Here is a 5,605-nt window from a genome sequence, read left to right as displayed (position 1 = left end):
GTTGACGCCGGAGCCGGTGTTCGCCGTCGAGGCGACCCGCACCCCGGTGCGCGCCCAGTCGTTCACCACCCCCGACACCGTCACCGAGACGGTGATGGTGCGCGGGGACTACACGGTGGCTGTGACCGGCCCTGCCGGGACCGAGTCGTACGCGCACACCGCGGACACGTTCACCAACGACCCGGCGTCGGCGGTGCAGTGGCCGTTCACCGTGGGAGTGCCGATCAGCAGCACGTTCGGCTATCGCACCCGGCCGTGCCCGTGCTGCTCAAATTTCCATGCCGGACTGGACATGACCCCCGGGATCGGCACCCCGATCCAGGCGATCGCCGACGGGGTGGTCACCACCGCGACGGAGCAGGGCGGCGCGTACGGGGTGTACGTGGTGATCCGACACGAGATCGACGGGCAGGTCGTGGAAAGCGCGTACGCGCACATGCGGGAAGGGTCCCTCGCCCTGACCCCGGGACAGACCGTGCGGGTGGGGCAGATGGTCGGCCGGGTCGGGGACAGTGGACGCAGCTTCGGCGCACACCTGCACTTCGAGATCCGCACCGGAGGCGAAGCGGTGGACCCGCTGGCGTGGCTTCCGGCGAGGGTGAGGCCCTGATGGACGCACTCCTCATTGTGGCTCCGGCGCTGATCCCGAGCCCGGGGATCAGCTTCGTTCAGGTCGGTCCGTTCCAGATCCGGTTCTACGCGCTGGCGATCCTGGCCGGGATCGTGCTGGCGGTGCTGATCACCGGCCGTCGGCTGCGGGCGGTCGGGCACCCGGCCGGGGTCGTGGTGGATGTGGCGATGTGGGCGGTGCCGTTCGGGATCCTCGGCGCCCGGATCTACCATGTGCTCACCCATCCCGGCGACTACTTCTTCCCTGGCGCGGACCTGTGGCGGGTGCTCTACATCTGGGAAGGCGGGATCGCAATCTTCGGTGCGATCCTGGGCGGGCTGGTCGGGATCGTGATCGCCACCCGTCGCGCCGGGATCCCGGTGCTGCTGTCCCTGGACGCGCTCGCCCCGGGGATGCTGGTCGCCCAGGCGGTGGGGCGGCTGGGGAACTACTTCAACCAGGAACTGTTCGGCCCGCCCACCACCTTACCGTGGGGGCTGCAGATCGACCCCTCAGCCCCCGCGATCCCGCCGGGGACCCCGGCGGGGACCCTGTTTCATCCGCTGTTCCTGTACGAGCTGCTGTGGAACCTGGCCGGTGCCGCCGTGATCGTGCTGCTCGAGCATCACCGCCGCCGGCACGGCCGGATTACGTTGGGCGCCGGGCGGAGTCTGGGCGTGTACCTGCTGTGGTACGGGGCAGGGCGGGCGGCGCTGGAGTCCATCCGGCTGGATCCCACCGAGCTGCTCGCCGGCGGGCTGAAAGCGAACGTGCTCACCGCCCTGGTGGCCGCCGTACTGGGGGTCGGGCTGCTCGCCCACGCCTCCTGGCGCGCCCGCCGCCGCGCACCCGTCCGGGGGAGGGGGGATGCGCGTGTCGATCCGCAGTGAGCAGGCCCCGCAGCTGCCCGCCGATCACGTCGACCGGCCGGTGGAGGAGCCCACGAATCCGCGCCTGAGCGTGTCGGGGTGGGCGCGGTGGGCGTGGCGGCAGCTGACCAGCATGCGCACCGCCCTGGTGTTGTTGCTGCTGCTCGCGGTGGCCGCGATCCCCGGGTCGTTGATCCCGCAACGCTCCTCCGACCCGAACGGGGTGATCCAGTTCGACAAGACCAACCCGGGCTGGATGTGGGCGGTGGACCTGCTGCAGCTGCACGACGTGTTCGGGTCGGTGTGGTTCTCCGCGATCTACCTGCTGTTGTTCGCGTCGCTGATCGGCTGCGTCATCCCCCGCATCCGCCACCACCTGACCGCGCTGCTCGCCCCGCCCCCGGCCACCCCCCGCAACCTGTCCCGCCTGCCCGCCCACACCCGCCGCGTCCTCCCCGACACGCCCCCCGGTGCGGTCTTGGACGCGGCCGAGAAGGCGCTGCGTCGGCAGCGGTACCGCACCCGCCGGGTCCGCGGCGACGACGGACGGGACTCGGTCGCAGCCGAGCGCGGCTACCTGCGGGAGACCGGGAACCTGCTGTTCCACGTGGCGCTGCTGGCGGTGCTGGTCGTGGTCGGCGTCGGCGGCGGGTTCCGGTTCACCGGGCAGCGGGTGCTGGTGGAGGGGCAGACGTTCGCGTCCACCCGGATCGCGTACGACTCGTTCACCGCCGGCCGGTTCATCACTGACACGCAGATCCCGGCGTTCTCCCTCACCCTGGACCGGTTCCGCGTCGACTACGTCCTGGACAACGTCAACGCGCTCGGCATGCCGAAGACGTTCGACGCGCAGGTCACGACCACCACTGGCGGCACCCGGCAGGCCTCCAGCATCCGGGTCAACGAGCCGCTGCCGGTGGCTGGCACCGACATCTATCTGCTCGGCAACGGGTACGCCCCCACCCTCACCGTCCGAAACCCGGCCGGGAAGATCGTGTTCCGTGACACGGTCCCGTTCCTGCCGCAGGACGCGAATTTGACCAGCCTGGGCATCGTGAAGGTTCCCGACGGGCTGGCCGAGCAGGTCGGCCTGGTCGGGATGCTGTACCCCACCCGCGCGACCACCGCCTCTGGGGCGTTCGCGTCCAGCTACCCGGACCTGCTGGACCCGGTCGTCACCTTCAACGTGTACGTCGGCGACCTGGGCCTGAACACCGGGGTCCCGGTGTCGGTGTACGCACTGGACACCAGCACCCTCACCCAGATCGCCGGGCGGGGCACCCCCACCCCCGCCCTGCAGCTGGTCCCCGGCACCCCGGTTCCGCTGCCGGACGAGCTGGGCACGATCGAGCTCGGCCCGATCCCCCGATTCGCGTCGCTGGAGATCGCCGCCGACCCCACCCAAACCCCCACTCTGATCGCCGCGGTCGTCGCGATGGCCGGGTTGGCCCTGTCCCTGTTCGTGCCCCGCCGCCGCCTTTGGGTCCGCACAACCACCGGCCGGGACGGCGGCACGGTGCTTGAGGTCGCCGGGCTCGCCCGCGGCGACGACCCCCGCCTGCAACCCACCGTCGACACCCTCGCCACCCGCCTCACCCCTTCCCCCGCACCCCTTCGAGGAGGCTCTGATGACCCCGTTCCTTGACGCCCTGTCCCTGCTGCTGGTGTACTCGGCGATCGCGATCTACGCCGCCGCATTCGTCGCCTACACCCTTCACCTCGCCCGCCGCGCCAGCACCCCTGCCGTCCCGGTCACCGTCCGGGTGCCGGTCACCGCCGGCGCCACCAGCACCACCGACCCGGACCTGGCAGGCACACCCACCGCCCCCGCCCCCGACACCGCACTCGGTGCCGCCGCTGCCCCGGGGGGCGGACGGGGGGCGGGGAAGGCGGCGCGGGTCGGGTTCGTGTTGACCGTGCTGGGCTGGGTGTTCCATCTTGCCGGGGTGGTGCTGCGCGGGGTCGCCGCGGACCGGGTGCCGTGGGCGAACATGTTCGAGTTCTCCCTCACCGGCACCGCCCTGATCATCGCCACCTTCCTGGCCGTGTCGCTGCGGGTGCGGCTGGCGTACCTGGGCAGCGCCGTGCTCGGGCTGACCGTGCTGCTGCTCGGCGTCGCGACGGTCAGCTTCTACGTCCCCGTCGTCCCCCTGATGCCCGCCCTGCAGTCCGGGTGGCTGGTCATCCACGTGCTGGTCGCGCTGCTGGCGACCGCGTTCTTCGGGCTCGCGTTCCTCGTCTCCCTCACCTACCTGCTCACCACCCGCCGCCGCGGCCTCCCCTCCCGGCTCACCCGGCTGCGGGACAGTCTGCCCGGGCCGGAGGATCTGGACCGACTCGCATACCGGCTGACGATCGTCGGGTTCATCCTGTGGACCTTCACCCTGATCGCCGGGGCGATCTGGGCCGGCCGCGCCTGGGGCAGGTTCTGGGGGTGGGACGTGAAAGAGGTGTGGACGTTCATCATCTGGGTGCTCTACGCCGGATACCTGCACGCCACCGCCACCCGCGGCTGGGCCGGCACCCGCGCCGCCTGGCTGTGCATCGTCGGCTTCGCCGCCGTGCTGTTCAACTTCGGCGTCGTCAACGTCTTCTTCACCGGGCTGCACTCCTACTCCGGACTGTGACCCGCCCCCTGCGAAAGGACCGCTCATGACCCGCACCACCCCCCGCCCCGCCCCAGCTGAGGACCCGCAACGCGCCTGGCGGCGACACCGCCTGCTCGTCCGGGTCGGCCAGGCCCTGATGGCCGCCGGCGCGATCGTCGCGATCATCCACTGGCTCGCGCACCTGGAAGTGTTCGGCCCCGGCCAGCCCTCCGGCTGGCTCGACCTGGTCGCCGGGTACCCGACCGGGGCGCTGCTGCTGATCACCGGCGCCATCCTCGCCGGCCGCCGCCGCCCCACCAGCAAGAGCACGAACACCTGACCGACCGGAGTGATCCCGCATGCGCACCCCCACCACCCTGACACGCCCACCCCGCCGCGCCGTCACCGCCGCCGCGGTCGCCGTGTTCGGCGCGCTCGTCCTGCTTCTGGCCGGGTGCACCGCCCAGACGCCCGGCCTGTTGTCCTCCTCCCCGTCCCCGGGGTATCTGTCCGCGGACGAGACCGTGCGGGAGATCCCCGCCGACCAGCGCGACGACCCGGTCACCTTCACCGGCACCACCGACACCGGGGAGCAGGCGGATTCCACCGCGTGGGCGGGTTCGGTCGTTGTGGTGAACTTCTGGTACGCCGCCTGCCCGCCCTGCCGGGCCGAAGCGCCCGACCTGGAAGCCCTCGCCCAGACCTACCAGCCCGACGGTGTCGTGTTCATCGGCGTCAACGTGCGCGACAGCGCCGACACCGCCGCCGCGTTCGAGAACCAGTTCGGCATCACCTACCCGTCGATCCTGGACGCCACCACCGGCACGGTGCAAGCCGCGTTCGCCGGGAAAGCCGCCCCCGGCGCCGTGCCCACCACAATCGTCCTGGACCGCACCGGCCGGATGGCCGCCCGCATCATCGGGCAACTGCCTACCCGCACCACCCTCGCCGCCCTCATCGACACCGTCCTCGCCGAGACGAGCCCCTGATGGGGGAGATCATCACCGCCGGCAGCATCTGGGCCGCCCTCCCCCTAGCCCTCCTCGCCGGGCTGGTGTCCTTCGCCTCCCCCTGCGTGCTCCCCCTCGTGCCCGGCTACCTCGGCTACCTCACCGGCACCACCACCACCGCGGGGGTCTCCCGGTGGCGGGCGCTGGCCGGGACCGGACTGTTCACCCTCGGCTTCTCCGTCCTGTTCATCGGCTACGGGGCCGCGTTCGGCGCCCTGGGTGGCTGGCTCATCCGCTGGCAAGATCTCCTCACCCGCATCCTCGGGATCGTGGTCCTGCTGATGGGGCTCGTGTTCCTCGGCGTGTTCCGGCTTCTCCAACGCACCGCGAAACCCGCCATCCACCCACCCAGCGGGCTGGCCGGAGCTCCCCTGCTCGGCATCGCGTTCGGGCTCGGCTGGACCCCGTGCCTGGGCCCCACCCTCGCCGCGATCTCCGCCCTCAGCCTCACCACCGGCAACCCCGCCCGCGGCGCCCTCCTCGCCGTCACCTACTGCCTGGGCCTGGGGTTGCCCTTCATCGCCGCCG

7 protein-coding genes are annotated in these 5,605 nt (G+C 71.8%); all 7 read left to right on the top strand.

What is annotated here, in order from left to right; translation table 11 throughout:
* Positions 1–610 (top strand): M23 family metallopeptidase (locus MHO01S_RS15965; protein WP_157553826.1); only part of this gene is annotated, 610 nt, incomplete at its 5' end.
* Positions 610–1,500 carry a prolipoprotein diacylglyceryl transferase gene (gene lgt, locus MHO01S_RS15960; RefSeq protein ID WP_060960781.1) on the top strand — a complete coding sequence of 297 codons (891 nt, stop codon included), beginning with the start codon at positions 610–612 and terminating at the stop codon, positions 1,498–1,500. The genes MHO01S_RS15965 and lgt, both read left to right, overlap by 1 nt.
* Positions 1,478–3,124: a cytochrome c biogenesis protein ResB gene (resB, locus tag MHO01S_RS15955; protein WP_060960782.1), complete on the top strand. Its 1,647-nt coding sequence runs from the start codon at positions 1,478–1,480 to the stop codon at positions 3,122–3,124. Before lgt ends, resB begins: the two co-directional genes overlap by 23 nt.
* On the top strand, positions 3,108–4,106 hold the full coding sequence (gene ccsB / locus MHO01S_RS15950; protein WP_082734272.1) for a c-type cytochrome biogenesis protein CcsB: 999 nt from the start codon (positions 3,108–3,110) through the stop codon (positions 4,104–4,106). Before resB ends, ccsB begins: the two co-directional genes overlap by 17 nt.
* Positions 4,107–4,131: 25 nt before the next feature.
* Positions 4,132–4,407, top strand: coding sequence for a hypothetical protein (locus MHO01S_RS15945; RefSeq protein ID WP_005049588.1), 276 nt, complete (start codon positions 4,132–4,134; stop codon positions 4,405–4,407).
* A gap of 19 nt (positions 4,408–4,426) precedes the next feature.
* Positions 4,427–5,056: a TlpA family protein disulfide reductase gene (locus tag MHO01S_RS15940; RefSeq protein ID WP_005049587.1), complete on the top strand. Its 630-nt coding sequence runs from the start codon at positions 4,427–4,429 to the stop codon at positions 5,054–5,056.
* The coding region (locus MHO01S_RS15935; protein ID WP_061782594.1) for a cytochrome c biogenesis CcdA family protein at positions 5,056–5,605 on the top strand (550 nt) is incomplete at its 3' end. The genes MHO01S_RS15940 and MHO01S_RS15935, both read left to right, overlap by 1 nt.

This window comes from Microbacterium hominis NBRC 15708 (assembly GCF_001592125.1).
Lineage (GTDB): Bacteria > Actinomycetota > Actinomycetes > Actinomycetales > Microbacteriaceae > Microbacterium > Microbacterium hominis.
Note: the sequence above shows the minus strand (reverse complement) of the source record. Positions and strands in the feature narration are given on the sequence as shown.